24 protein-coding genes and 2 pseudogenes are annotated in these 26,330 nt (G+C 69.7%); 9 read left to right on the top strand and 17 right to left on the bottom strand.

Annotated elements, in window-relative coordinates:
• The first annotated feature begins 20 nt into the window (after nt 1-20).
• From serA to P8627_RS10740, 4 genes are all read left to right on the top strand, one after another.
• Complete coding sequence (gene serA / locus P8627_RS10725) at nt 21-1,613, top strand: phosphoglycerate dehydrogenase (RefSeq protein WP_279964091.1); 1,593 nt, start codon at nt 21-23, stop codon at nt 1,611-1,613.
• Nucleotide 1,614: 1 nt separating this feature from the next.
• Nucleotides 1,615-2,346 (top strand): metallophosphoesterase family protein, encoded by a 732-nt coding sequence (locus P8627_RS10730; protein WP_279964092.1) that lies wholly within the window; start codon nt 1,615-1,617, stop codon nt 2,344-2,346.
• A 46-nt stretch (nt 2,347-2,392) separates the two neighbouring features.
• Nucleotides 2,393-2,818 (top strand): MarR family winged helix-turn-helix transcriptional regulator, encoded by a 426-nt coding sequence (locus P8627_RS10735; RefSeq protein WP_279964093.1) that lies wholly within the window; start codon nt 2,393-2,395, stop codon nt 2,816-2,818.
• Between the two features lie 115 nt (nt 2,819-2,933).
• On the top strand, nt 2,934-4,109 hold the full coding sequence (locus P8627_RS10740; protein ID WP_279964094.1) for an acetyl-CoA C-acyltransferase family protein: 1,176 nt from the start codon (nt 2,934-2,936) through the stop codon (nt 4,107-4,109).
• Between the two features lie 39 nt (nt 4,110-4,148).
• Here the strand turns inward: P8627_RS10740 and P8627_RS10745 are convergent, their stop codons facing one another.
• The 3 genes from P8627_RS10745 to P8627_RS10755 form a co-directional block, all read right to left on the bottom strand.
• Nucleotides 4,149-5,726, bottom strand: coding sequence for a gamma-glutamyltransferase family protein (locus tag P8627_RS10745; protein WP_279964095.1), 1,578 nt, complete (start codon nt 5,724-5,726; stop codon nt 4,149-4,151).
• A gap of 330 nt (nt 5,727-6,056) precedes the next feature.
• A complete protein-coding gene (locus P8627_RS10750; RefSeq protein WP_279964096.1) occupies nt 6,057-6,512 on the bottom strand; it encodes an ATP-binding protein in 456 nt (151 codons plus the stop codon).
• Nucleotides 6,509-6,841, bottom strand: coding sequence for an STAS domain-containing protein (locus P8627_RS10755; RefSeq protein WP_279964097.1), 333 nt, complete (start codon nt 6,839-6,841; stop codon nt 6,509-6,511). Before P8627_RS10755 ends, P8627_RS10750 begins: the two co-directional genes overlap by 4 nt.
• Before the next feature lie 94 nt (nt 6,842-6,935).
• Between P8627_RS10755 and P8627_RS10760 the strand changes: the two genes are divergently transcribed.
• The 4 genes from P8627_RS10760 to pheT all read left to right on the top strand — a co-directional run bounded on the left by P8627_RS10760 (nt 6,936) and on the right by pheT (nt 12,293).
• Nucleotides 6,936-8,114 (top strand): acetyl-CoA C-acyltransferase, encoded by a 1,179-nt coding sequence (locus P8627_RS10760; protein WP_279964098.1) that lies wholly within the window; start codon nt 6,936-6,938, stop codon nt 8,112-8,114.
• Nucleotides 8,115-8,185: 71 nt separating this feature from the next.
• Nucleotides 8,186-8,641: a GAF domain-containing protein gene (locus tag P8627_RS10765; RefSeq protein WP_279964099.1), complete on the top strand. Its 456-nt coding sequence runs from the start codon at nt 8,186-8,188 to the stop codon at nt 8,639-8,641.
• Nucleotides 8,638-9,582 (top strand): GNAT family N-acetyltransferase, encoded by a 945-nt coding sequence (locus tag P8627_RS17080; RefSeq protein ID WP_407932934.1) that lies wholly within the window; start codon nt 8,638-8,640, stop codon nt 9,580-9,582. The genes P8627_RS10765 and P8627_RS17080 overlap by 4 nt, the downstream gene beginning before the upstream one ends.
• A gap of 89 nt (nt 9,583-9,671) precedes the next feature.
• Nucleotides 9,672-12,293, top strand: coding sequence for a phenylalanine--tRNA ligase subunit beta (gene pheT / locus P8627_RS10780; protein WP_279964100.1), 2,622 nt, complete (start codon nt 9,672-9,674; stop codon nt 12,291-12,293).
• Here the strand turns inward: pheT and P8627_RS17015 are convergent.
• From P8627_RS17015 to P8627_RS10830, 9 genes and pseudogenes are all read right to left on the bottom strand, one after another.
• A pseudogene (locus tag P8627_RS17015) lies at nt 12,284-13,090 on the bottom strand (Hint domain-containing protein); the annotation flags it as partial. The gene pheT and the pseudogene P8627_RS17015 overlap by 10 nt on opposite strands.
• A gap of 76 nt (nt 13,091-13,166) precedes the next feature.
• Nucleotides 13,167-14,351: a phenylacetate--CoA ligase family protein gene (locus P8627_RS10790; RefSeq protein WP_279964101.1), complete on the bottom strand. Its 1,185-nt coding sequence runs from the start codon at nt 14,349-14,351 to the stop codon at nt 13,167-13,169.
• Nucleotides 14,348-15,381 (bottom strand): annotated as a pseudogene (locus tag P8627_RS10800) (phosphatase domain-containing protein). The gene P8627_RS10790 and the pseudogene P8627_RS10800 overlap by 4 nt, the downstream one beginning before the upstream one ends.
• Entirely contained in the window at nt 15,378-16,019 is a 642-nt protein-coding gene (locus tag P8627_RS10805; protein WP_279964103.1) for an HhH-GDP family DNA glycosylase, read from the bottom strand. The pseudogene P8627_RS10800 and the gene P8627_RS10805 overlap by 4 nt, the downstream one beginning before the upstream one ends.
• A gap of 52 nt (nt 16,020-16,071) precedes the next feature.
• Nucleotides 16,072-16,617, bottom strand: a complete 546-nt coding sequence (gene thpR / locus P8627_RS10810) for an RNA 2',3'-cyclic phosphodiesterase (protein WP_279964104.1) — start codon at nt 16,615-16,617, stop codon at nt 16,072-16,074.
• Nucleotides 16,618-16,669: 52 nt separating this feature from the next.
• Entirely contained in the window at nt 16,670-16,960 is a 291-nt protein-coding gene (locus P8627_RS10815; protein ID WP_407932982.1) for a DUF6958 family protein, read from the bottom strand.
• Nucleotides 16,957-17,805, bottom strand: coding sequence for an ABC transporter ATP-binding protein (locus P8627_RS10820; protein WP_279964106.1), 849 nt, complete (start codon nt 17,803-17,805; stop codon nt 16,957-16,959). Before P8627_RS10820 ends, P8627_RS10815 begins: the two co-directional genes overlap by 4 nt.
• Before the next feature lie 105 nt (nt 17,806-17,910).
• On the bottom strand, nt 17,911-19,200 hold the full coding sequence (locus P8627_RS10825; RefSeq protein ID WP_279964107.1) for an ABC transporter substrate-binding protein: 1,290 nt from the start codon (nt 19,198-19,200) through the stop codon (nt 17,911-17,913).
• A gap of 77 nt (nt 19,201-19,277) precedes the next feature.
• Nucleotides 19,278-20,354 (bottom strand): branched-chain amino acid ABC transporter permease, encoded by a 1,077-nt coding sequence (locus P8627_RS10830; protein WP_279964108.1) that lies wholly within the window; start codon nt 20,352-20,354, stop codon nt 19,278-19,280.
• Nucleotides 20,355-20,449: 95 nt separating this feature from the next.
• Between P8627_RS10830 and P8627_RS10835 the strand changes: the two genes are divergently transcribed.
• Nucleotides 20,450-20,755, top strand: a complete 306-nt coding sequence (locus tag P8627_RS10835; RefSeq protein ID WP_279964109.1) for an SHOCT domain-containing protein — start codon at nt 20,450-20,452, stop codon at nt 20,753-20,755.
• 157 nt (nt 20,756-20,912) lie between these two features.
• Here P8627_RS10835 and P8627_RS10840 read toward each other — a convergent pair whose 3' ends face one another.
• From P8627_RS10840 to P8627_RS10860, 5 genes are all read right to left on the bottom strand, one after another.
• A complete protein-coding gene (locus P8627_RS10840) occupies nt 20,913-21,296 on the bottom strand; it encodes a GFA family protein (RefSeq protein WP_279964110.1) in 384 nt (127 codons plus the stop codon).
• Complete coding sequence (locus P8627_RS10845) at nt 21,283-22,281, bottom strand: branched-chain amino acid ABC transporter permease (protein ID WP_279964111.1); 999 nt, start codon at nt 22,279-22,281, stop codon at nt 21,283-21,285. Before P8627_RS10845 ends, P8627_RS10840 begins: the two co-directional genes overlap by 14 nt.
• Nucleotides 22,282-22,374: 93 nt before the next feature.
• On the bottom strand, nt 22,375-22,833 hold the full coding sequence (locus tag P8627_RS10850) for a hypothetical protein (protein ID WP_279964112.1): 459 nt from the start codon (nt 22,831-22,833) through the stop codon (nt 22,375-22,377).
• Nucleotides 22,834-22,958: 125 nt separating this feature from the next.
• Nucleotides 22,959-23,774, bottom strand: a complete 816-nt coding sequence (locus P8627_RS10855; RefSeq protein ID WP_279964113.1) for an ABC transporter ATP-binding protein — start codon at nt 23,772-23,774, stop codon at nt 22,959-22,961.
• Nucleotides 23,775-24,273: 499 nt separating this feature from the next.
• Nucleotides 24,274-26,238 carry an AMP-binding protein gene (locus P8627_RS10860; protein WP_279964114.1) on the bottom strand — a complete coding sequence of 655 codons (1,965 nt, stop codon included), beginning with the start codon at nt 26,236-26,238 and terminating at the stop codon, nt 24,274-24,276.
• Between the last annotated feature and the right edge of the window lie 92 nt (nt 26,239-26,330).

The raw sequence follows: 26,330 nt of genomic DNA on the forward strand, positions 1-26,330 counted from the left end.
GATTATTGAAGGAGCGCCGCATGGCCCCCAAAGTTCTCGTCTCCGACAAGCTGTCGGAAACCGCCGTCCAGATCTTCCGCGACCGCGGCATCGACGTCACCTTCGACCCGAGCCTCGGCAAGGATAAGGATGCCCTGCTCGCGGCCGTCAAGGATTACGACGGCCTCGCCATCCGCTCGGCCACCAAGGTGACCGAGAAGCTGCTGGAAGCCGCGCCGAACCTCAAGGTCGTCGGCCGCGCCGGCATCGGCACCGACAATGTCGACAAGCAGGCCGCCTCGCGCCGCGGCGTGATCGTGATGAACACGCCCTATGGCAACATGATCACCACCGCCGAGCACGCCATCGCGCTGATGTTCGCCGTCGCCCGCCAGATCCCCGAGGCCAACGCCTCGACCCATGCCGGCAAGTGGGAGAAGTCGCGCTTCATGGGCGTCGAACTGACCGGCAAGACACTGGGCGTGATCGGCGCCGGCAATATCGGCGGGATCGTCTGCCAGAAGGCCGTGGGCCTGGGCATGAAGGTCGCGGCCTACGACCCGTTCCTGTCGGACGAGCGCGCCGCCAAGCTCGGCGTCCAGAAGGTCGAGCTGGACGAGCTGCTGGCCCGTGCCGACGTCATCACGCTGCACGTGCCGCTGACCGACCAGACGCGCAACATCCTGTCGGCCGAGAACCTGGCCAAGACCAAGAAGGGCGTGCGCATCGTCAATTGCGCGCGCGGCGGCCTGGTGGACGAGGCGGCGTTGGCGGAGCTTCTGAAATCCGGCCATGTCGCGGGCGCGGGCTTCGACGTGTTCGAGACGGAACCCGCCACCGACAGCCCGCTTTTCGACCTGCCCAATGTCGTCGTCACGCCGCATCTGGGCGCGGCCACGACCGAGGCGCAGGAGAACGTGGCCCTGCAGGTGGCGCAGCAGATGGCCGACTACCTGCTGACGGGCGCGGTGACCAACGCGCTCAACATGCCCTCGGTCACCGCCGAGGAGGCCAAGGTGATGGGCCCCTGGGTCAAGCTGGCCGATCACCTGGGCGCCTTCGTGGGCCAGATGACGGACGAGCCGATCGAGGCGATCGAGATCGTCTATAACGGCTCGGTCGCGGCGATGAATCTGGAGGCGCTGAACTGCGCGGCGATCGCGGGCGTGATGAAGGCCACCAACCCGGATGTGAACATGGTGTCGGCCCCGGTCCTGGCCCGCGAGCGCGGCGTCGAGATCTCGACCACGCGGCAGGACAAGACGGGCGTCTTCGAGGGCTATATCAAGCTGGTGGTGAAGACCGAGAAGCGCGAACGCTCGATCGCGGGGACGGTGTTCCACGACGGCAAGCCGCGCTTCATCCAGATCAAGGGCATCAACATCGATGCCGAGGTGGGGGCGCATATGCTCTACACGACCAACCATGACGAGCCGGGCATCATCGGCACGCTGGGCCAGACGCTGGGCCAGAACGGCGTGAACATCGCGAATTTCACGCTGGGCCGGTCCGACCGGGGCAAGGACGCGATCGCGCTGCTCTATCTCGACGAGCAGCCGCCCGAGGCGGTGCTGGGCCAGCTGCGCGAGACGGGGCTGTTCCAGAACGTCTCGCCTTTGCGCTTCGCCGTCTGAGATGGCGGCGGTCTACGCCATCGGCGATCTGCACGGGCAGGCAGGCGAGCTCGACCGCCTGCTCGCGCTGGTCGAGGCCGATGGCGGGCCGGAGGCGGACCTGGTGCTGCTGGGCGACCTCGTCGATCGCGGACCCGACGCGCGGGGCGTGATCGACCGGCTTGTCGAGGGGCGCGCGGCGGGGCGGAACTGGACCGTGCTGCTGGGCAATCACGACCGGATGTTCCTGCGCTTCCTGACGGGCGGGATCATCCACGACCCGGCCATTTCCTCGGGCGCGAGCTGGCTGCATCCGGGGCTGGGCGGGCGCGCGACGCTCGCCTCCTACGGGGTGACGGTGCCGGAAGCGGTGCCCTCGGGCGCGGCGCTGCAGGATCTGCGCGCGGCGGCGCGGGCGGCGGTGCCGGCGGCGCATCTCGACTTCCTCGGGGCGCTCGACACGATGCGCCTCGATGCCGAGCATCTCTTCGTCCATGCGGGGATCCGGCCGGGCCTGCCGCCCGCCGTGCAGGCCGAGGACGATCTGCTGTGGATCCGCGAGCCCTTCCTGTCGGATCGCCGCGACCACGGGCGGCTGGTGGTGCACGGTCACACCGCGCTCGACGCCGCGCGGCATCACGGCAACCGGCTGAACCTCGACAGCGGGGCGGGCTACGGCGCGCCCGCCACCGTGGCCGCGATCGAGGGGCGGCGCGCCTGGGTGCTGACGGCGCGGGGCCGCGTCGCGCTGTAGGCGCCGGGCTGGACAGGGACGGCCTGCGCGCGCGAGGCTGGGCGCTATGAATGATTTCACGCTCGAGGACTTCCTGCCCTACCGCCTGGCCGTCGCCGCCGGGCGGATCAGCCGCGATTTCGCGCGCGAGTACCGCGAACGCTTCGGGCTGAGCCGGGCCGAATGGCGGGTGCTGGCGCATCTGGCGCGCACCGGCACCGTCTCGGTCCGCGAGATCGCCGAGCGCGCCGACATGGAGAAGTCGCGCGTCTCCCGCGCCGCCGCCCGGCTGGAGGAGGCGGGCCATGTCGCCAAGCGCGTGAACGCGGGCGACAAGCGGCTGGTGGACCTGACGCTGACGCCGTCGGGCCGGGCCATGGTGGACGAGCTGGCGCCGCTGGCCATCGCCTACCAGGCGCGGCTGATGGACGAGCTGGGCCCCGAGGCCGCGCCCTTGTCGCGCGCACTCGACATCCTGACCGATCGCGACTGATCCGCCGCGACGTCCCCCTTCCGTCCCGGCGGTCTTGGCGGCAGAAATGCTCAGGGGGCCCGGGGGCGACACCCCCGGCCTTTCCATCCGACCCCACCGCAAGGGACATCCGACCATGACCGACATCGTGATCCTGGGCGCCAAGCGCACCGCTATCGGCACCTTCGGCGGCAGCCTCGCCGCGACCCCGCCGATCGAGCTGGCCACCGTGGCCGCGACGGCCGCGCTGGCCGATGCCGGGGTCGAGCCCGGACAGGTCGGCACCACGGTCTTCGGCCATGTCATCAACACCGAACCGCGGGACATGTATCTGAGCCGCGTGGCCGCCATGCAGGCCGGCGTACCCGAGACGGTGCCCGCCATGAACGTCAACCGGCTCTGCGGGTCGGGCGTGCAGGCCATCGTCTCGGCGGCGCAGGCCCTCTCGCTCGGCGATGCCGATTTCGCGCTGGCGGGCGGGGCCGAGGCGATGAGCCGCGCGCCCTTCATCCTGCCCGACGCGCGCTGGGGCGCGAAGATGGGCGACGTGTCGGGGCTCGACATGATGCTGGGCGCGCTGAACTGTCCCTTCGGGACGGGACATATGGGCGTCACCGCCGAAAACGTGGCGGCCGAGCACAGCATCACCCGCGCGGATCAGGACGCCTTCGCCAAGCTCAGCCAGGACCGCGCCGCCGCCGCCATCGCCGAGGGGCGCTTCGCGGACCAGATCGCGCCCGTGACGGTCCGGCGCAAGCGCGAGGAGGTGGGTTTCGACACCGATGAGCATCCCAAAGCTTCGACGCTGGAGACGCTGGCCGGTCTGCGGCCGGTCTTCCAGAAGGACGGCACGGTCACGGCGGGCAATGCGAGCGGGATCAACGATGGCGCCGCCGCGCTGGTGCTGGCCCGCGCCGAGGCCGCGGAGGCCGCGGGGCTGACGCCGCGCGCGCGGATCCTCGGCTATGCCCATGCCGGCGTGCGCCCCGAGGTGATGGGCATCGGCCCGGTCCCCGCGGTGCGCCGGCTGCTGGAGCGGACGGGCCTGACGGCCGCCGATTTCGACGTGATCGAGTCGAACGAGGCCTTCGCGAGCCAGGCGCTGGCGGTGACCCGCGAGCTGGGCCTCGACCCCGAGCGGGTGAACCCCAATGGCGGCGCCATCGCGCTGGGCCACCCGGTCGGCGCGACCGGCGCGATCATCGCGGTCAAGGCGCTCTACGAGCTGGAGCGGACGGGCGGGACGCGCGCGCTGATCACGATGTGCATCGGCGGCGGGCAGGGCATCGCGCTGGCCATCGAGCGGCTCTGAGGGGGCTGGGCGGCGCGCCGGACGCGCCGCCCGACGCCCTCAGTAGCCCAGCGCGCAGCCGTCCTTGCGCGGATCGGAGGCGCCCTCGAGATAGCCGCTTTCGTCGATGCGGATCGCCTGGGCGCCGCCGAGCGGCGTCTCGGGCACCTCGACCGCATGGCCCATCGCGTAGAGCTCGGCACAGACCGAGGACGGGTAGCCGCGCTCGACCTTCATCACGCCGGCATCCGAGAAGGCGCGGGGCGCGTCGATCGCCGCCTGCGCGTCCATTCCGTAATCGACCATGTTTGACAGGAAGCGGACATGGCCGTTGGGCTGATAGCCGCCGCCCATCACGCCGAAGGGCATGGTCACGCGCCCGTTCTCGCGCAGCATGCCGGGGATGATCGTGTGCATCGGGCGTTTGCCGCCGGCCATCTCGTTGGGATGCCACCGCTCCAGCGTGAAGCCGCAGCCGCGGTTCTGGAACAGGATGCCGAACTTGTCGGAGGCCAGCCCCGCGCCGAAGCTGTGATAGATCGAGTAGATCAGCGACACCGCCATCCGGTCGCGGTCGACGACGGTGATGTAGATCGTGTCGCGGTGGATCTCCTCGGTCAGCGGTTCGGGGGTCTTCATCGCCCATTTCGGGTCGATCAGGGCGGCGAGGCGCGCGGCCGTCTCGGGGGCCAGCATGTGCCCTAGCCGGCTGGTGTGATCGGGATCGGCCAGCAGGCGGTTGCGCGCGTCATAGGCGAGCTTGGCGGCCTCGGCCTCAAGATGCGCGCGCCGCGCGCCGATCGGGCCCAGCCCGAAAAGATCGAAATGCGACAGGATGTTCGCCATCAGGATCGCGGTCGCACCCTGGCCGTTGGGCGGGTGCTCGACCAGCTCGATGCCCTTGTAGGTGCCGCTGACCGGATCGGTCCAGTCGCAGGCGGTGGCGGCGAAATCCTCCTCCGTGTGGACGCCGCCCAGCGCCTTAAGCGAGGCCGCCATATCCGCGGCGACCTCGCCCTCGTAGAACGCCTCGCGGCCCTTCGCGGCGACGCGGCGCAGCACCTCGGCCTGGCCGGGCAGGGCGAAGCGCGCGCCCACCGGCAGGGGCTGGCCGTCGCGCAGATAGGTGTCGCGCGCGCTGCCCTGGATGCGGTCGGCGGCGATGCGCCAGTCCAGCGCCACGCGGGGCGCGACCGGCACGCCGGCCTCGAAATAGGGGATCACGGGGCCCAGCGTGTCCTGCAGGCCGAGCTTCCCGTGCTCGGCCGAGAGCCGGCAGAAGGCGTCGATCGCGCCGGGGATCGTGACCGCCTCGACCGCGCCGGGCGGCACGGATTTGAGGCCCTTCGCGCGCAGCGACTGGGCCTTGGCGGCAGCCGGTGCGCGGCCCGAGCCGTTGAGCGCCAGCACCTCCTCGGACCCGGCGGGCTTGAGCAGCACGAAGGCGTCGCCGCCGATGCCGGTCATCTGCGGCTCGCAGACGCCTAGAAGGACCGCGCCCGCGATCGCCGCGTCCACCGCATTGCCGCCCCGCGCCAGCGTGTCGAGCGCCAGCTTCGCGGCCAGCGGATGCGAGGTGGCACACATGCCTTCGGTGGCGAGGACGGGCGAACGCCCGGGCAGGTGGAAGTCGCGCATCGGGGCCTCATTGCGGTTGCTTGCGCGACGGTATGACGGGCGGGCCGGGGCTTGCCAATGGGGGCGCCCCGGGTGCGTCGGAAGGTGGGCGGGCCGTCGGGACCCGCCGTCGGGCGCGCGGCGGAGGGGGTGCGACGCGCCTCGGAGCCCCGCTGCGGTTTCGGATCGTTCTCGCGCGGCGGCGCGGACGCAGCCCGCGCCACGCTGCCCTACAGGCGATGCGGGGAGCGCCCGGACAGTAGCAAGGGCGAACCGGGGTTGGGGATGATGCCACGTCGCGCTCCGGGCGGATCGTGGGCCGCGGCGGGCCCGGCCGCGCGCCCAGGCGCGTCAGCCGGCGCGGTCGTAGGGGAAGCGCAGGTCGAGGCGGTTGATGCCGTCCTGCCGCCGATAGGACAGGCCCGAGGAAAGGGCGTGGATCATCGCCCAGCCGAACCCGCCTTCCGGGCAGCCCTCGCCCGCGGTCGCGTCCGGGGGCGGGGCGGGGCGCAGCAGGGCCTCGGGGAGGGGCGCGCCGTTGTCGCCCAGCGCGACGCGCAGCCCGTCGGGCGCACGATCCACCCGAAGCTCGATCCAGCCATCCGCGCGCCCGGCGAGCGCATGTTCGACGATGTTGTTCATCACCTCGGCCAGCAGCAGGTGCAGGTCGATGCTGCGCGGGCCCGCGATCCCGCGCAGGTCGAAATGCAGCGCGAGATCGGCGAGCAGCGCGTGCACGTCCGCCGCCGTCGCCGGGATGCGGCGGGGCTGCAATTCGGCCTGTGCGGGCAGGGGCGCCGCCGTCATCGCGCGGCGATGTCCTCGGGCAGGCGATCATGCAGCACGAAGACGCGATCCATATGCGTCAGCTCGAACACGCGCAGGATGGCCGGCCCGCAGCCCGAAAGCTCCAGCCGCCGGTCGGGGCCCAGCATCTTCATCACCGCGACCAGCGCGCCGAGCCCGCTGCTGTCGACGAAATCCACCGCGGCGAGGTCGAGCACGACGCGGCCCGGATGGCCCGCCAGATGGCCGCGCATCGCGTCCTTGAAGGCGACCGCGCCGGCGGCGTCGATGCGCGGGCCGGCGGGCGTCAGGACCAGCGCGTCCTCCGACCGCCTGTCTTCGATCTGCATCTCGCACCCTCCGCCGCGCGCGGCCACTGGAAGGCCGGGCATCGGGATGGCAAGCTAGGCGCCAATCCTTAGCAAATGGTAAGCGGACACGGACATGGAACAGGTCGTCATCACCGGGGCCCGGCGCACGCCGATGGGCGGGTTCCAGGGCGCGCTCGCGCAGGCCAGCGCGGCTGAGCTGGGCGGCGCGGCCATCGCCGCGGCGCTGGATCACGCGGGCGTCGCGCCGGAGCGGATCGAAGAGGTGCTGATGGGCTGCGTCCTGCCGGCGGGCCAGGGCCAGGCCCCGGCGCGGCAGGCGGGCTTCCTGGCCGGGCTGCCCGAGACCGTGCCTGCCACGACGCTCAACAAGATGTGCGGCTCGGGGATGAAGGCCGCGATGATCGCCCATGACCAGATCGCGCTGGGCCGGACCGGCGTGATGGTCGCGGGCGGGATGGAGTCGATGACCAACGCGCCCTACCTGCTGCCCGGCATGCGCGCCGGCGCGCGGCTGGGGCACGGGCAGGCCATCGACCACATGTTCCTCGACGGGCTGGAGGACGCCTATGACAAGGGCCGCCTGATGGGCACCTTCGCCGAGGATTGCGCCGAGACCTACCAGTTCACCCGCGAGGCGCAGGACGAATACGCGCTGCGTTCGCTCTCGCGCGCCACCGAGGCGATCGCCTCGGGCGGGTTCGGGGCGGAGGTCGCGGCCTATACCGTCACCTCGCGCAAGGGCGAGACGGTGGTGCGCGACGACGAGCAGCCCGCCACCGCGCGGCCCGACAAGATCCCGCATCTGAACCCCGCCTTCCGCAAGGGCGGCACGGTGACGGCGGCGAATTCCTCGTCGATCTCGGACGGGGCGGCGGCGCTGGTGATGGCCTCGGCCGCAGTGGCGGAGGCCGAGGGCCTGCCGGTGCGCGCGCGGGTGCTGGGCCATGCCAGCCACGCGCAGGCGCCGGGCCTGTTCACCACCGCGCCCGTTCCGGCGGCGCGGAAGCTGCTGGAGCGGATCGGCTGGGCGAAGGACGATGTCGATCTCTGGGAGGTCAACGAAGCCTTCGCGGTGGTGCCGATGGCCTTCATGCAGGAGATGGGGCTGGATCCGGAGATCGTGAACGTGAATGGCGGGGCCTGCGCGCTGGGCCACCCGATCGGCGCCTCGGGCGCGCGGATCATGGTGACGCTGCTTCACGCGCTGGAGGCGCGGGGCCTGAAGCGCGGGGTGGCCGCGATCTGCATCGGCGGCGGCGAGGGCACGGCCATCGCGATCGAGCGGGTCTGAGCGGGGCAGGGGGGCGCCGCACCCCGTCGGCTGCGCCGACCCCCCCGAGGTATTTCCGGCCAGAGGACAACATGACACGGATCGACTATGCCGAGCGCGCAAAGACCATCGCCGCGCTGACCGAGGGCGAGGACGACGCGGTCGCGCTGATGGCGACGCTGGCCTGCGAGCTGCATCACGCCGACGACCGGTTCGACTGGACCGGCTTCTACCGCGTGACCGCGCCGGGGCTTTTGAAGATAGGGCCCTACCAGGGCGGCCATGGCTGCCTGCAGATCCCTTTCGACCGGGGCGTCTGCGGGGCCTGCGCGCGCACGGGCGAGGTGCAGATCGTGGCGGATGTCGACGCCTTTCCGGGCCATATCGCCTGCGCGTCCTCGACCCGCTCGGAGATCGTGCTGCCGGTGCGGGATCGCGGCGGCGCGCTGATCGCGGTGCTGGATATCGACAGCGACCGGCCGGAGGCCTTCGACGCGGAGGACGCGCGCCAGTTGTCGGCGATCCTGGACGCGGTCTTCGCGCGGTGAGCGAGCTGCGCGGGCTGATGACCCGCCAGCATCGCGCCGGGCGGGTGGACTGGATCGGGCTGCGCCCCGAACGCCGCGCGGAGATGCGGGCGGTGGACGCGGCCGGGATCGCGGCGGAGGGGCTCGCGGGAGACCACGCCCGGTCCGGCAAGCGTGCGGTCACGCTGATCCAGGCGGAGCATCTGCCGGTCATCGCCGCGCTCTGCGACGGCACGGTCACGCCGGCGGCGCTGCGCCGGAACCTCGTGGTCTCGGGGATCAACCTCGCCACACTGCGGGGACGGGCGGTCCGGATCGGTGATGCGCTTCTGCGGATCGAGGGGGCCCTGCGCGCCCTGCTCGCGGATGGAGGCGGCGCTGGGGCCGGGCGGCTACCAGGCAATGCGCCACCATGGCGGCTGGTGCGCCTCGGTCCTGGAGCCGGGCGAGGTGGCGCTGGGCTGCGCGGTGGCGCCGGCATGATCCGGCGCGCGACCAAGGCCGACCGGGCGGCGATCTGCGCGCTGCACCTGGCCTCCTGGCAGGATAGCTATGCGGGCGTGCTGCCGGCGGCTTATCTGCGCGACGAGCTGCCCGCCGACATGGCGGCGAAATGGGCGGCGCGGCGCTTCGCGGCGCCGGAGCTGACGCTGGTGGCCGAGGCCGGCGGGGAGATGACCGGTTTCGCCTGCGCGCTGACCGACCGCGACCCGCCGCTGATCGACAACCTGCATGTTCGCCCCGGCCTGCGCGGGGGCGGCACCGGGGGCCGGCTGCTCGCGGCGATAAAGGCTGCGCTGGCGGAGGCGGGATTCGCGCGCGCCTACCTGACCGTGCTGGAGGAGAACGCCGCCGCGCATCGCTTCTACCTGGCGCATGGCGGCGTGGACGAGGGCGCGGTGGACGACATGCTGGTGGGGCACCCGGTGCGCGCGCGGCGGATCGGGTTCGGGCTAACCTGATCCGCGGGGCCGCGGCGCGCCGCGCTCTTCAATCCGCCCGCGGCATCGGCTAGGCGGTCTCCCGAACCAGTCGCAACGGACGCCCGACCATGAAATTCACGCTCTCCTGGCTGAAGCGCCATCTCGAGACCTCGGCCACGGTCGACCAGATCGCCGAGGCGCTGACCGATCTCGGGCTCGAGGTCGAGGGGATCGAGGATCGCGGCGCGCGGCTGAAGGATTTCACCCTGGGCTACGTCAAGTCGGCCGAGAAGCATCCCGATGCCGACCGGCTGCGCGTCTGCCAGGTCGAGACGGACGAGGGTGTGACGCAGATCATCTGCGGCGCGCCCAATGCGCGGGCGGGGATCACCGTCGTCGTGGCGAAGCCCGGCGTCTATGTGCCGGGCATCGACACGACCATCGGCGTGGGCAAGATCCGCGGCGTGGAGAGCCATGGGATGATGGCTTCCGAGCGCGAGCTGGAGCTGTCCGAGGAGCATGACGGCATCATCGAGTTGCCCTCGGGCGAGGTGGGCCAGCGCTTCACCGACTGGCTGGCCGAACACGAGCCCGCGAAGGTCGACCCGGTGATCGAGATCGCGATCACGCCGAACCGGCCCGACGCGCTGGGCGTGCGTGGCATCGCCCGCGACCTGGCCGCGCGGGGCTTGGGCGTGATGAAGCCGCTGGAGACGCCTGTCGTGGCGGATGCCTTCGACAGCCCGGTGGGCGTCACGATCGACGCGGACACGCGCGACGGCTGCCCGGTCTTCGCGCTGCGCGTGATCCGGGGCGTGCGGAACGGGCCCAGCCCCGACTGGCTGCAGGACAAGCTGCGCGCCATCGGGCTGCGCCCGATCAGCTTCCTCGTGGATGTGACCAACTGGTTCACCTACGACCTGAACCGGCCGCTGCACGTCTTCGACGCCGACGTGGTCAAGGGCGACCTGCGCGTGCATCGCGCGGCGGGCGGCGAGACGATCACCGCGCTGGACGAGAAGGACTACACCCTGCCCGCGGGCGCCATCGCGATCAGCGACGACACGGGCGTCGAGAGCATCGCGGGCATCATGGGGGGGGCGCATTCCGGCGTAACGGAGGCCACCGTGAACGTGGTCGTCGAGAGCGCCTATTGGGACCCGGTGCAGATCGCCCATACCGGACGCGCGCTGAAGATCAATTCCGACGCGCGCTACCGTTTCGAGCGGGGCGTGGACCCGGCCTTCACGCCCGAGGGGCTGGACCACGCGGTCGCGCTGATCCTGGAGCAGGCCGGCGGCGAGGCCTCGGCGATGGTCGTCGCGGGCGCGGTGCCCGATACGGCGCGCGCCTACCGGCTGGACACCGACCGGGTCGAGAGCCTGGTCGGCATGGCGATCCCGGCCGCCGAGCAGCGCGCCACGCTGGAGGCGCTGGGCTTCGCTCTGGAGGGCGACCTGGCCCATGTGCCGTCCTGGCGGCCCGACGTGCAGGGCGAGGCGGACCTGGTGGAGGAGGTGGCGCGCATCGCGTCGCTGACGAAGCTGCAGGGCCGGCCGATGACGCGGCCTGCGCAGGTCCTGCGCCCGGTCCTGACGCCGCAGCAGCAGCGCGAGCGGATGGCGCGGCGGACGGCGGCGTCGCTCGGCTACGACGAATGCGTGACCTACAGCTTCATCGACGCGGCCGCGGCGGCGCTGTTCGGCGGCGGCACCGATGCGACCCGGCTGGAGAACCCGATCTCCAGCGACATGAGCCATATGCGCCCCGACCTGCTGCCGGGCCTGTTGCAGGCCGCGGCGCGCAACCAGGCGCGCGGCCTCGCGGACCTGGCGCTGTTTGAGGCGGGGCACGCCTTCGCGGGCGGCGAGCCGGGCGAGCAGGGCTTCCGCCTGACCGGGCTGCAGGTAGGCCATACGGGGCCGAAGAACGTCCACGGCACGCGCCGCGCGGTCGACCTGTTCGACGCGCGCGCCGATGCCGAAGCGGTGCTGGCCGCGCTGGGCGCGCCGGCAAGCGCGCAGGTCTTCCACGGCGCGTCGGACTGGTGGCATCCGGGACGCTCGGGCCGGATCGGTCTGGGGCCGAAGAAGGTGCTGGCCGAATTCGGCGAGATCCATCCCCGGATCCTGCGCGCGCTGGACGTGAAGGGCCCGGCGGTGGGCTTCACCGTCTTTCCCGCCGAAGTGCCGCAGCCCAAGTCGCAGACCACCTCGCGCGGGGCGCTGGCGCTGCCCGACCTGCAGGCGGTGGAGCGGGACTTCGCCTTTGTCGTGGATGCGCAGGTCGAGGCCCAGAAGCTGGTCCAGGCCGCGCAGGGCGCCGACAAGGCGCTGATCGCGGAGGTGCGGGTCTTCGACGAGTTCGTGGGCGGTTCGCTTGGAGAGGGGCGCAAGTCGCTGGCCCTGACCGTGCGGCTGCAGCCGACCGAGAAGACGCTGACCGACAAGGAGATCGAGGCGGTCGCGGCGAAGGTGGTCGAGAAGGTCGTGAAGGCGACGGGGGGGAGCTCAGGGGGTAGGGGGCAGGGACCGGGGTGCCCTCAGACGAGACGGCACATCATGCGGGCGAAGGCCTTGGGCCCGGGACATGGCCGGGCCGACGGGATTGGCCACGGGCCGGGCGCCCGGCCTCGCAACTGCTTGCGATCCCTGCCGCCAAGACCGCGGAGGACCTCGCGCCCGAGCAAGAGCGACTCGGTCCACGCGCCGTTTGCCTCGATCACCGAATGGCGCGGCAGAAGTATGTGAAACCAAATCTGGCGAACCCAGCCGCGTGTGGCTTCGACACCCGGCAATTCAGTCAGCGCTTTCGCCGGAGCCAGCGCCCCGCCCGCGCGCCAACCCGAAACCTGTCCCATTTCGCCCACCAGTATCCGATGCTGTGGTGAAACGATCAGGTCCCGTTCGGGCCGTCCGGGACCCAGCGCGCCTGCGGCGATCCTGATCGGACCGGCGTTCGGTTCATTGGCCTCCAGCACCTCGCGACGGCGGACCATGATGACGGGCAGCGCGCCGTCATCGAGAGTTACAATCGGATCGCCAGGGCGTAGATGCTCGATCAATGCCGCACCCGATGGCGTCGCGATCCGCGTGCCGGGCGCGAAACAGGTGATCGTTCCGGCGTTGGACGAGGAGGTCGTTTGATAGCTGCTGCCGCCATCCGTGGATTGGAGCGACTGTTGGCCGCCGCTGTGCTCGCCAGCCGAGGTCGTCGTCATGCCCGATGCCGGGCCTTCGATGGCGGTGATGGTGTCCTTGAAGCCGATGAACTGCTCGACCGTCCCGGACGAGGTATTCACGAGCGCAAGCGCTTCGTTGTTGTGAAGATCGACCCAGTTCGGATCGGCGGAGTCGATTAGGAAGACGTTCTTTCCGTCAATGCTTTGAACGACCGAGCCGAGCGAAAAGGTCTCGATGATCGTCCCGTCCGTATCATAGACGATCAACTGAAAATCCGCAGGGTTGAAATTGTTGGAAAGGACCACCTCGACGAAGTTGGAGGCCGCGCCGCCGTCGTAATCAACCTCCGAAATATACGCGGTCATAAGATTCTACCCGACTCGTCACTGACCGGTCGGATAGGCGAGAATTGTTGCGAAATTACGGCTGTGCGATCACGCGTCAGCCATAATCCCGCTGATCGTCGATCACCTTCCCGTCGTTGGGCAGACTGTCCACGCGGCTCACCCGGCCCTTCAGCTTCAGCACCTGCGCCACGCTCTCGGCCCAGGCCCCTTCGTCGCCGCCATCGGCCTCGACCTGTACGGCCATCGCGTCCATTTCGCCCTCGCGGGTGACGGTGACGCGGGCGGCGCGGATCTCGGGGTGGCGGGCGACCAGTTCGGCCACCTGTTCGGGCCGCACGAACATGCCCTTGATCTTGGCGGTCTGGTCGGCGCGGCCCATCCAGCCCTTGATGCGCGTGTTGGTCCGGCCGCAGGGCGAGGCGCCGGGCAGGATCGCGGACAGGTCGCCCGTGGCGAAGCGGATCAGCGGGTAATCGGGGTTGAGCGACGTGACGAGGACCTCGCCCACCTCGCCCTCGGCCACGGGGTCGCCGGTGCCGGGGCGGACGATTTCGACGATGACGCCCTCGTCGATGATCATTCCCTCCATCGCCTGGGACTCGTAGGCGATGTTGCCAAGATCAGCGGTGGCGTAGCATTGCAGGCACGCGATCCCGCGATCCGCGTATTCCTGGCGCAGGCTGGGGAACAGCGCGCCGCCGCCCACGGCCGCGCGGGTGAAGGACAGCATCTCGCCCATCTCTTCGGCGCGGTCGAGGATCACCTTCAGATAGTCGGGCGTGCCCGCATAGGCGGTGCAGCCCAGATCGGCCGCCGCACGGACCTGCAGGTCGGTCTGGCCCACGCCCGCGGGCACGACCACGGCGCCCACGGCGCGCGCGCCGCTTTCGAAAATGTGGCCGGCGGGGGTCAGGTGGTAGCCGAAGCAGTTCTGCACGATATCGGTCGTGCCGATGCCGCAGGCATGCAGGAAGCGGCCCATGCGCCACCAGTCATGGGTGACGCCGCCCGGCTCGTAGATCGGGCCCGGCGACTGGAAGATCTGGGCGAGGTTCGAGACGCGGATGCCGCCGAAGGGCCGGCGGGCGGCCTGGCGTTCGACGAGTTCGGATTTGCGCAGCACGGGCAGCCGCGCGAGGTCGTCGAGGCTTTCGATGTCGTCGGGGGCGAGCCCGCCCGGCGCGCCCGAGGTCTGGGCCAGCTGCTTGCGCAACGCGGCGAGCTGCGCGGCGGCGCGTTCGTCGGCGCTGCGGGTTTCCAGATCGTCGTAATGGCTCATGACAGTCCCCAATGGTCGAGCGCCCCGTCGAAATCGGGCGCGTGGTAGCAGGGCACGCCCTCCGCCGCGATGGCGGCGAAGGCGGCGGCATCGTTGTCGCCCGTTCCGGGCGCGGGCTCGCGCAGGGCGACGCCCCGGATGCGGCCCGGGTGGCGGCGGACGGCATCGAGATAGACGGCCGCGTCCTTCTGGCCGGAATCGCCCATCAGGTAGGCCGGCAGATCCGGATTGGCGGCGAGGATCGCGTCGATGGCGGCGCCCTTGTGGGAGCCGTGGCTGGCGCCCACGCCATCCTCGGTCAGGCCCAGGTCGCGCAGGAACATCGGCCCGCGTGGCACGTCGTTTCGCGCGAAGAGCGCGTCGAGGAACCGGTAGAGGTTCCAGGGCGAGGAGGAGACGTAGAAGATCGGGTTCGCCCCCCCGCTTCCAGCGCGCGCATCAGCCGGACCGCGTCGTCATGCACGGTGCGGGTCAGCGCGGAGCCGGTGAAGGTGGTCCAGAGGTTGCGCGCCAGCGAATGCGCGCCGGTCTCGATCATCGTGTCGTCGATATCGGAGATCACCAGATGCGTGGCCGACGGCGCGGGCATCCGGACCGGGAAGGCAATCTCGGTCGCGGGGCGGCCCTCGACCATCACGGGCACGCCGGCCCAGATATTGCCCGCGGCCACGTCGGCGCGGCGCGGCGGAACGCGCAGGGTGACGTAGCCCTCGGCGTCGCTGATCGCGGTGGTGCCGCCGCCGGTCACGGTGACGCCCGCGACCTCGTCGGTGAAGAACAGCGAAGCCATCTGGCGCAGGTTCGTCAGCCGCGACTGGCGCGGGTCGGGATGGGCCTCGCGCAGATGGGTCAGGACGCGGCCGCGCAGCACCAGCGCGTCGGGTTCGGCATAGCCGCAATAGGCCTCCAGCACCGGCTCGGCGCCGCGGCGGGCGCCGATGCGTTCCAGGCCGCGCTCCAGCTGCCGGCCGAGGCGCAGCGCGACGCGGCGGATCGCGCTGCCGCGGGTCCTGTGGCGCGCGGCGCTCATCGGGCCGCCCGGACGGCGTCGGCGGGGCCGTCGAGTGCTGCGCGGGTGAGCGCCGCCATCAGCCGCACGAAGCGCTCCCGCCCGCCGGCGAGCTTCAGGAGCGCCTCCGCGTCGTCGGGCAGGCCGAGATCCCGCGCGGCATCGAGCGCCGGCCCATCCGCGCGCGGATGGAAGATGTCCCAGACGAGCTGCGCCTCGCGCGCGAAGATCGCGGCGCCTATCGGCCCGATGCCCTTGGCGCCCTGCAGCGCCTCGAGCAGGGCGTCGGCATCCTCGGCCCGGTCGCGCAAAACGCGGAGGTCGCCGTCGAAGCTGTCCCGCGCCCACGCCGCCGTCTCCTTCAGATAGCCGGTCGTCACCTCGCGGTAGCGGGCGTAGCCGCCGTCGGTCAGCACCTCGATCAGGCGCGCGTCATCGGCGTCGAGGATGGCGTCGATCTTGTGCAGCCCCGCCTCGCGCAGCTTCGCCGCCGCGGCCACGGCCAGCCCGCTGTCGATCCGCGCGGCGAGCATCAGCGCGCCGATCAGCCAGTGGAAGAGTTCCTGCGGGGTGTCGCGGGCGAAATTGGCGCCGATCGCTTCGGAATAGAGCTGGCCCTGGTGCTCGATCAGGGCGTCCACGATCTCCTGACGGCTCATCGGCGCCTCCTTCCGGAGGCCAATGCGGCGGCGGCGGCGGGGGTCCCGGCCATCACGCGGCCCGCAGGGGATATTGCGCGAGCGGGGTGTAGACGGGCCCCGAGGGGGTGAGGTCGGACCCCCAGAGCACGGCCAGCCGCGCCTCGGCCGGGGCCATCTCGGGCAGGCCCAGCCCGGCCAGCGCGCGCGGCAGGCGGGCGGGGTCGGGTGGCGCGGCGGCGGGGAAGCGCACCAGCGTGACATGCGGGCGGAAGCGTTCGCGCGGCAGGTCGATCCCGGCGCCGCGGCAGGCGTTGCGGATGCGCTTGCGCAGGGCCGAGAGCTCGGGCGTGGCGGCGACGTCCAGCGCGACCAGCCGCGCGCGCTTGGACCCGAAGCTTGCATAGCCGGTCGCGGTCAGGGTGACGGCCGGGGCGGCGCGGGCCTCCAGCGCGTCGTGCAGCGCCTCCAGCCGGGCCTCGGGCTGGTCGTCGAGGAAGGCGAGGGTCAGGTGCAAGTCGTCGGCGGGCACGGACCGCCCGCCGGGGATGCGGCCCTGGGCGCGCATCAGGGGCCCGATCCAGGGCTCGGGCACGGGCAGGCCGAGAAAGGCGCGCATCAGGCCGCCCCCGCACCGCGCGGGGTCGGGCGGCGAAGGGCGGCGCCGGCGGTCACGGCAGCGCCAGCCGCACCGGCGCGCCGGGCACGCGGCGGATCTCGCCGCGCACTTCCAGCTCCAGCCGGGTGGTGGTCAGGTGCCAGCCGGGCGAGCCGAGCCGGTCCCGGTCGCGCGCCGCCAGCCGCGCCGTCGCCCCGGTGATGAGGTCGGCTGCGCGCACGGCTTCGTTCGCGGCCAGCTCGGCCAGCAGCGCGGCGCGGCAGGCGTCGAATTTCCACGCGGGGATGTTCGTGGCCGCACCGCCATTGGGCGTCCGGCAGGTGACCTTTTCGGCGACGCTCACGACAGCCAACGCTTGCGGCGGCGGTAGGAGCGCACGTCGCGGAAGCTCTTGCGGCCTTCCTCGGACATGCCGAGGTAGAATTCCTTCACGTCCGGGTTCTCGCGCAGCTCCTTGGCGGGGCCGTCCATCACCACGCGGCCCGACTCGAGGATATAGCCGCGATGGGCGAAGCGCAGCGCGACATTGGTGTTCTGCTCGGCCAGCAGGAAGCTGACGCCCTCGTCCTCGTTGAGGGATTTCACGATGCCGAAGATCTCCTCCACCAGCTGCGGGGCGAGGCCCATTGACGGCTCGTCGAGCAGGATCATCTCGGGGCGGGCCATCATCGCGCGGCCGATGGCGCACATCTGCTGCTCGCCGCCCGAAGTGTAGCCCGCCTGGCTGCGGCGGCGCTCCTTGAGGCGAGGGAAATAGCTGTAGACGAGCTCGAGGTCGTCCTGCGTCGCCTTGGCGCCGTCCTTGCGGGTGTAGGCGCCGGTCAGCAGGTTTTCCTCGATGGTGAGGTGCTCGAAGCAGTGGCGGCCCTCCATCACCTGCACCACGCCGCGCTCGACGAGGTCGGCGGGCGACAGGTCCTGGATGCGCTCGCCCTTGTAGAGGATCGAGCCCTTGGTGACCTCGCCCCGCTCGGAACGCAGCAGGTTCGAGATCGACTTGAGCGTGGTGGACTTGCCCGCGCCGTTGCCGCCCAGAAGCGCGGTGATCCCGCCCTTGGCGACCGACAGGCTGACGCCCTTCAGCACGAGGATCACGTGATTGTAGATCACCTCGATATTATTGACCTCGAGAAGGGCCTCGCCCGTCTCGGCTGCGGCTTCCGGCGCCGTCTGTGCCTGGTCCAGCATGTCGTTCCCTCCTGGGCGTCGCCTTTGCGCTGCGGCCCGGGTCCCGGGCGGCAAGGCGAAGGCGAGGGGCCCCGGCCGCGCGTGGCGGCCGGGGCGCGGTGTCGATCAGCTCTCGGCGCAGCCGGGCGTGATGTTGTTCTCGGCGGCGTAGGCCATCGAGTCCTCCTCGATCAGCGGATCGATGATCTCGCGGTCGGGGCTGATGAAGTCGGTCAGCGGCTCGAAGCGCATCTCGGATGCGTTCCAGCGCTGCACGAGGCCCTCGCCCGACCCGCCGTGGTTCTGGCAGGAGACCGAGAACTCGGGCCCAATCGCCGGCATGCCCAGCTCCTCCATGCGGGCGGCGGTGATCTCGAGCGCCTCCATCCCGTCGCGCATCATCTCGGGGGTGATGTCCGAGACGCCGTGGATCTCCTGCGCCTTGCGGATCGCCTCGGCGGCCAGCATCGCGGCATACATGCCCCGCGTGTAGAGCACGCTGCCCACGTTCGAGCCGTCGCCCGCGGCCATGCCCGCATCGACCACCTGCGCCCGGATCTCGTCGAAGACCGGCAGATCGGGGTTCAGCGTGTTCATGTTGAGCGACAGGTAGCCGTCGGCCGCCGCACCCGCGGGGGTCACGTCATGCTCGGCCCCGGCCCACCAGTTCCCGATGAACTGGTCCATCGGGTAGTTGATGTTCGCGGCCTCCTGGATGGCGACCTGGTTCATCACGCCCCAGCCCCACATCAGCACGTAATCCGGACGCTCGCGCCGGATCTGCAGCCATTGCGACTTCTGCTCCTGGCCGGGATGGTCCACCGCGATCTCGGTCAGCGAGAAGCCGTGCTTTTCGCCCAGCGCCTGCAGGGTGCGGATCGGCTCCTTGCCGTAGGCGGAGTTGTGATAGACCAGCGCGATGGTCTTGCCGTCGAGCGAGCCCTCGTTCTGGTCCAGCAGGTAGTTCACCGCCACCGAGGCCGCGTCCCAGTAATTGGCCGGGTAATTGAAGACGTTGTTGAACACTTCGCCGTTGCGCGCCGAGGTCCGGCCGTAGCCCATCGTGTGGAGCGGGATGCCGTCGGCCGCGGCCTTGGGGATCAGCTGGTAGGTGATGCCGGTCGAGAGTGGCTGATAGACCAGCGCGCCTTCACCCTTGGTGGACTCGTAGCACTCGACACCCTTCTCGGTGTTGTAGCCCGTCTCGCATTCCAGCACCCGCACCGGCTCGCCGCCGATGCCGCCGTCACGCTGGTTGAGCAGCGTGAAATAGTCCTGGTAGCCGTCCGAGAACGGGATGCCGCCGGCGGCGTAGGGGCCGGTGCGGTAGCTCAGGTCCGGGATGACCAGCTCGGCCATCGCCGGCGCGGCGGCCATCATGGCGGCCACGGTCAGGGCTCCTAGTCTCTTCATCATCGGTATTCCTCCCTTGGTTGTCCGATGCGACCGCTTGGGCGGCCTTTATGGGCGGGCACCGGAATGCCCGCCGGAATTCAGTGCGGGAACGGCCAGAGCCGCAGCTTCTCCTTGGTGAGCCGCCAGAGCTGCGCCAGCCCATGCGGTTCGACCACCAGGAAGAAGACGATCAATCCGCCCACGATGACAAGGTTGAGATGGGCGACGATATCCGTGGGCCAGCCCAGCAGGTCGACCCCGAAGAGCTTCAGCGCGACCGGCAGCAAGACCAGGAAGGCCGCGCCCGCGAAGCTGCCGAAGATCGAGCCCAGCCCGCCGATGATGATCATGAAGAGCACGAGGAACGATTTCTGGATGCCGAAGGCCTCGCCCACCTCGACCGCGCCCAGATAGACGGTGAAGAAGAGCGACCCCGAGACCCCGATGAAGAAGGACGAGACCGCGAAGGCCGACAGTTTGGCGCGCAGCGGGTTCACGCCGATGATCTCGGCGGCGATGTCCATGTCGCGGATCGCCATCCATTTCCGCCCCACCGTGCCGCGCGTCAGGTTGCGCGCGACCCAGGCCAGGACCACCACGAAAAGCAGGCAGAACAAGTACTGCGCCCAGGGTTCGGTGTTGGGGCCGGTGACGAGGATGCCGAAGATCTCGCGCTCGGGCGCGCTGATCTGGCCCGAGGCGGAGTAGTTGTAGAACCACGACACCTTGTTGAACATCCACACCAGGAAGAACTGCGCCGCCAGCGTCGCCACCGCGAGGTAGAACCCTTTGATCCGCAGGCTGGGCAAGCCGAACAGCACGCCCACGGCGGCCGTGATCAGGCCCGAGAGCAGCGTGACCGTGATCATGTCCATCCACTCGAACCCGGTCATCAGCTTGTAGGCGGAGTAGGCCCCCACCGCCATGAACCCCCCGGTGCCGAGGCTGACCTGTCCGCAATAGCCGGTGAGGATGTTCAGCCCCAGCGCCGCGATCGCGTAGATCAGGAAGGGCACCAGCACCGCGTTCGCCCAGTAATCCGTCACCAGGAAGGGCAGCGCCAGCACCGCGATGGCGAGGATCACCCAATAGCCCAGCCGGTCGAACTTGATCGGAAAGGTCTGGCTGTCGGCGGTGTAGGTCGTCTTGAAGTCGCCGGCCTCACGATAGAGCATTTCGGCCTCCTGTCTGCGTGCGGGCCGATTGCCCAATTTGTGCCATTCTCGCGTTGCAGGGTCCCGTCGGTTCGACCGACCGAGGAGACCTGGACATGGCCACACCCGCCTCTGAGCTGCAGAAGCTGCTGGAGCTGCGCGACCGCGAGGAGATCACGGCGGAGGAATTCGCGACGCTGAAGGCGCGGCTGCTGAGCCCGGTGCCGCAGGCCCGCCCACCCCGCCGCTCGAACACGAGGCTGGCCGGCATCCCGACCTGGATGCTGGCGCTGGGCGGATTGATCGGCGGCACGACGCTTCTCGCGATGACCGAGGTCGGCGCGCTGGCGCTGGGCGGCCTGATCGTCCTGGGCTTCGTGTTGATCGTCGTCATGGCCATCGCCGATACCGGCCTCTTCTGAGCCGCCTCACACCCGTTCAATGATCTTCTCCCCGAGGCGCCCCTGCGGGCGGGACCACGAAGAAGACCCGAATCCCGGTTTCCGTCTTTCCCGGTGATCGCGGCCAACGGATCGGCGGCCGGGCAGAACACCCCGCGTCCGGATGCGACAGGCCCGCTCATCGGGCCGCCCCCGACAATTCGTCCGCGTCGGCGCCGTCCACCCAGGGCATCGGCTCGGACGCGCGCGGGTTCACACCGTCGAGGCCCGCCACGTTGACGCCCATGACGGACGGGTCCGACAGGCGTCGATGATGGGTGTAGCAGCCGCAGACGCTGCAGAAGTAATGCTCGGCCGTGTGCGTTCCGAACTGGTAGAGGGTCAGCGTCTCGCCGCGAACCACCTCCATATCACCGTCGCGGACATCCACGTTCCCCGCCTGCCTGCGACGGCAGAACGAGCAGTCGCAGCGCCGCGCCGCGCTGGCGGGCTCGGCCAAGGTCACCCGCAGCTCGGCCCTGCCGCAATGGCAGGTGAGGCGCCGGGGCTCAGACCCGTTCAATGATCTTCTCCCCGAACAGGCCCTGCGGGCGGAACACGAGGAAGACCAGCGCCAGAACGTAGGCGAACCAGTTCTCGGTCGCGCCGCCCAGATAGGGCGCGCCGATCAGGAACTCGAAGAGCTTCTCGCCCACGCCGATGATCAGCCCGCCGACGATGGCGCCCGGGATCGAGGTGAAGCCGCCCAGCATCAGCACCGGCAGCGCCTTAAGCGCGATCAGCGAGAGCGAGAACTGCACCCCCGATTTCGCGCCCCACATGATGCCCGCGACCAGCGCCACGAAGCCCGCGATCGACCAGACTAGCACCCAGATGAAGTTGAGCGAGATGCCCACCGACAGCGCCGCCTGGTGGTCGTCGGCCACCGCGCGCAGCGCCCGGCCCTGCTTGGTGTATTGGCTGAAGATCACCAGTCCCGCGACCAGCAGCGCGGCGATCACCGTGGCCACGATGTCGAGCTTGTCGATGAAGAAGCCGTAGAAGCCCTCGCCGCCCAGGAAGGAGGTATTCTCCTCCAGCCAGAGGCTCGCGCCCTGCGGCAGGCCCACGTCCAGCGTCTTGATCTCGGAGCCCCACATCAGGTCGGCCACACCTTCGAGGAAATAGGCCAGCCCGATGGTCGCCATGAACAGGATGATCGGCTCCTGGTTCACCAGATGCTTGAAGATGAAGGCGTTCACCGCCCAGGCGAAGCCGATCATCACCACCACCGTCAGCAGGATCGCGGCCAGCGCCGGCACCTCCCAGCCGAAATGGTGGATCTCGGTCCCGAAGGTGGCGTTGATGAGATGCGCGAAGGGCACCTGGCCCGACTGGATGCCCACCAGCGTCATCGCCGCGAAGAGCGCCATCACGCCCTGCGCGTAGTTGAAGATGCCGCTGGCCTTGAAGATCAGCACGAAGCCCAGCGCGACGAGCGAATACATCACCCCCGCCATCAGGCCGTTCAGCGCGACCTCCACGCCGTAGAGAAACTGGTCAGGCACGGGCACCTCCGAACGTGAAACGGCCCGCCGCCCGGCAGGTGCCGGGGGACGGGCCGCGGATGATGGGACGCGCCGCCGGAGCGGCGGGGCGGGTCAGTTGGGCAGGGGCTTTTCCGACGAGCCGATATTGCGGTCGAGCGCCGGTGCCGGGTCGCGATGCGCCGAGCTGCCGCCGTCGATCCCCGGATTGGGACCGGTCGCCGCGGGGCAAGTGCAGGCGGCCAGCAGCTCGTTGGCCTTCTCCGACCGCTTGCCGGCGGGGATCGCCTCCAGCGCGGATTTCGCCGCGCGCAGCCCCCAGTCGATATCCCCGTCCACCAGCGGCGGCCGGGTCTGCCCGTCCTCGGCCGTGGTCGCGCCGCGGGCATCGCGCGAGGAATGCGCGGCCTGCTTCATCGCGTCGAACACGGCCTGTTTCTCGTTGATCCTGAGCGCGTCCAGATCCTCGGGCCGGAAGCCCTCCAGCCGCTGGATGGTGTAATCCGGCAGCCCCCGGTCCTCGCCCAGGATGTCGGCCAGCGTCTTCTTGATCCAGTCGTGGTGATTGCTCATGTGCAGGTCTCCTTTGTATCGGAAACCCAACCGGACGGACGGGCGCGATGTTCCGAACCGTCCTCTGGCCGGAACTACCTCGGCATCCGGGGCAGAGCCCCGGCGCCTTCGGGCGGCGCGCGGCCTCAGTCATGGGCGACCCCCAGATAGGCGTCGATCACGTCCTGGTTCTTGCGCACCTCGTCGGGGGTGCCGTCGCCGATCTTGCGGCCGTAATCCATCACGACCACGCGGTCGGACAGGTCCATGACGACCCCCATGTCATGCTCGATCAGGGCGATGGTGGTCCCGAACTCGTCGTTCACGTCGAGGATGAAGCGGGACATGTCCTCCTTCTCCTCGACATTCATGCCAGCCATCGGCTCGTCGAGCAGCAGCAAGCTCGGGTCGGCGGCCAGCGCGCGGGCCAGCTCGACCCGCTTCTTCAGGCCGTAGGGCAGGCGGCCCACCGGCGTCTTGCGGATATGCTGGATCTCCAGGAAGTCGATGACGCGCTCGACGGCGGCGCGGTTCTCGACCTCCTCGCGCTGGGCGCGCCCCCACCAGATGGCCTGGCTCAGCATGTTGGTCTTCATGTAGCCCAGCCGCCCGGTCATCACGTTGTCCAGAACGCTCATCCCCTCGAAGAGCGCGATGTTTTGGAAGGTGCGCGCGATGCCCTGCTGCGCGACCTGGTAGGGCTTCATCTGCGGGCGCCGCTTGCCGCGGAACCAGACCTCGCCCTCCTGGGGCACGTAAAAGCCCGAGATGACGTTGAGCATCGAGGACTTGCCCGCGCCGTTCGGCCCGATGATCGCCCGGATCTCGCCCTCGCGGATGTCGAAGGAGATGTCCTTGATCGCCTCCACGCCGCCGAAGCGCAGCGTGATGTTGCGCAGGTCGAGGACCGTGCCGCCGATCGTGCGGCCGTCGGCGGTGGTGGTGGGGTTTGCGTCTAGCATGGGAGCCTCCGCGTCGGGCGCGATGCGAATTCCCGCGCCCATCTGATGGATGCAGTAGGGGCCTCGAATACAGGCTTGGATCGTCTGATCAGATTGGTGGAAGAAGATCCGTGCCGGAGGTCAAAGAAGGCGCCATTACGCCACTCGCTTCCCATCTTGCCACAATAATACCGATTAGTCCGGCAAGGAACGGGAGGCTCATCCGCTGAAATTGAAAGACTTCGGCCTCGGTTGGCATATAGAAGCCTCCATTTCGGATCAGCCGCCCCATTATCGCGAGTGTCGGAACGGCCACCCAAACGTATTGGGCAGTGATACCTAAGCCTGGAGATGACGCGAACATCGGGATGATGACCGCCAACGCTGCGGTCGGGAGTGAGACCCGCCACCGCGCCATCACGTCTCCGATGCGCTCGAAAGCGTCGAGAACTCGGCCCAAAATCCAAGAAAATTCCCACATTGCGGAGATATCTGGCCGAAGAGGGGTAGGTGAGCAACCTCACTCCGCCGCCTCCACCTGAACCGTCACCGGCTTGGCCTTGACCGGCACCACCTCGGCGTCGATCAGCTTGACCGTGGCGCGGATCTTCCCCTTGCGGCCGTCCTCGTAGGTGACCTCGGTCTCGGTGTAGACCTCGTCCTCGCCGGCATAGAGCCCCTCGATCAGATCGGCGTATTTCTCCTCGATCGTGCGGCGCTTGACCTTCTGGGTGCGCGTCATCTCCTCGTCGTCGGCATCCAGCTGCTTGTGCAGCACGAGGAAGCGATGGACCTGGCAGCCGGCCAGCATCTCGTCCTCGGCCACCGACCTGTTCACGCTGTTCACGTGGCCGCGTATGATCTCGATCACGCGGGGGTGCTGCGCCAGTTCCTGGTAGGAGCCGTAGGCGAGGTTGTTGCGCTCCGCCCAGTTGCCGACCGCCGTTAGGTCGATGTTCAGGAAGGCCACGCATTTCTCGCGCCCGTTGCCGAAGACCACGGCCTCGTAGATCTCGGGGAAGAACTTGAGCTTGTTCTCGACGAATTTGGGCGCGAACAGCGCGCCGTCGGCCATCTTGCCCACGTCCTTGGCCCGGTCGATGATCCGCAGATGCCCGGTCTCGGGCTCGATGAAGCCCGCGTCGCCGGTCGCGACCCAGCCCTCGGGATCCTTGGTCGAGGCGGTGCTCTCGGGGTTCTGGTAATACTCCTGGAAGCTGCCGGGCGAGCGGTAGAAGACCTCGCCCGTCTCGGCGATCTTCAGCTCCACCCCCGGCGTGGGCGTGCCCACCGTGTCGGCGCGGACCTCGTCATCCTTCTGCTGGGTGATGAAGACCGAGGCCTCGGTCTGGCCGTAGAGCTGCTTCAGGTTGATCCCGATCGAGCGGTAGAAATCGAAGAGCTCCGGCCCGATCGCCTCGCCCGCGGTATAGCCCACGCGCACCCGGCTCAGACCCAGCGTGTTCTTCAGCGGACCGAAGACGAGGATCTCGTTGAGGCGGTATTTCACGCGGTCGAGAAACGGCACGTCCTTGCCGTCGAGGATCTTCGGCCCCACCGTCTTGGCATGGGCCATCGCGCTGTCGAAGAGTTTCTTCTTCAGCGGGCTTGCATCCTCCATCCGGATCATCACGTTGGTCAGCTGCGTCTCGAACACCCGCGGCGGTGCGAAGTAATAGGTCGGCCCGATCTCGCGCAGGTCCTGCATCACCGTGTCGGCGCTCTCGGGGCAGTTGACGCAGAAGCCGGTGACCATCGCCTGGCCGATCGAGAAGATGAAATCGCCGACCCAGGCCATCGGCAGGTAGGCCAGCACCTCGTCGTCGCGGCGCAGATGGTCGAACTCCGCCGAGGCCTTCGAGGTCGCGACGATGTTGTCGTGGCTCAGCACCACGCCCTTGGGCTTGCCGGTGGTGCCCGAGGTATAGAGCATCACGCAGGTGGTGGCCCCGGTCTGCTGGGCGCGGCGGCGCTCCATCTCGGCACGGTCAGCGCCGCGCCCCGTCTCGCGCAGGTCGGCCATCGAGGACATTTCGGAATGGTCGTATTTCCGCAGCCCCCGTCCGTCGAGATAGACGATGTGGCGCAGCCCCTCGATGCGGTCGCGCACCTCCTGCACCTTGTCCACCTGCTCCTGGTCGCCCGCGATGACGAACTTGGCCGAGCAGTGCTGCAGCACGTAGGCGATCTCCTCGCCCACGGCATCCTGGTAGAGCGGCACCGGGATCGCGCCCGCGCATTGGGCGGCGACCATCGACATGTAGAGCTGCGGGCGGTTTCGGCCGATCACCGCGACATGCTCGCCGATCTCGATGCCGCGGGCGATCAGGCCCAGCGCCATCTCCTCGATCTCGGTGCGGGCCTTGGCCCAGCTCCATTCCTGCCAGATCCCGAATTCCTTCTCGCGATAGGCGGGGGCCGTGCCGAATTCCTCGGCATTGCGGTCCATGAAATCCGGAATCGTCCGCAGGGCGGTCTGGCGCATCGCTCTCTCCCCTCCGCGCGGCCCTCCCCGGCCGCACGGCTCCGCCCGGAAAGCTGCGCCGTGATTCTCTCAGGGATGTTTCCGAAATCTTA

Origin of the sequence: Jannaschia sp. GRR-S6-38 (assembly GCF_029853695.1) — a bacterium.
Classification (GTDB): Bacteria; Pseudomonadota; Alphaproteobacteria; order Rhodobacterales; family Rhodobacteraceae; genus Jannaschia; species Jannaschia ovalis.